We start from the raw sequence: 569 nt of genomic DNA on the forward strand, positions 1-569 counted from the left end.
GACTAGAAAATGATCAGAGATATCATTACTTTGCTGCAGAATCTCAGCGGCATTGACATCAATTCCATGCGACAGTATTAAGTCTAGAGTATGATTTCGACAATGAGTGGGACCTGACACGTGTTGGCTAACTCCAATATAGTTCAGAATGTCTATAAATGCTGCTCTCAGTGCATCGATTTCATTATCGACATGGATGTTAAAGTCACCTACTATTAAGACCTTATCTGTAGCCAACACCAGCCCGGTTTTAAATCAGCAAATTCTTTAAGAAAATCTGTATGGTGCCCTGGTGGCCTGTATACAGTAGCAAGTACAAACGTCATAGGGGATTTATCATTAACACTTGTTTCTCTGGATAATGTTATATGAAGCACCATTACTTCAAACGAGTTATACTTGAAATCCGTTCTCTGAGAAACACTAAAAATATTGCTATAAATTGTAGAAACACCTCCCTCTTTACCTTTTACACAGTTTATAACAGTAATCTTGGTTGCTGATAACAGTAATCAACAACACTGGATTCAACAACATGATAGCTTTTCTAGCAGAAGTTTTTGCCTTTA

Annotated in this window: 1 protein-coding gene; it reads right to left on the reverse strand. The window is 37.1% G+C overall.

The window, feature by feature from the left end:
• Positions 1–240, reverse strand: a 240-nt coding sequence (locus tag C8054_RS33010; RefSeq protein ID WP_233220276.1) for a hypothetical protein, incomplete at its 3' end; no start/stop codon positions are given.
• Between the last annotated feature and the right edge of the window lie 329 nt (positions 241–569).

It is taken from the genome of Micromonospora sp. RP3T, assembly GCF_003027925.1.
In the GTDB taxonomy this organism is placed as follows: Bacteria; Actinomycetota; Actinomycetes; order Mycobacteriales; family Micromonosporaceae; genus Micromonospora.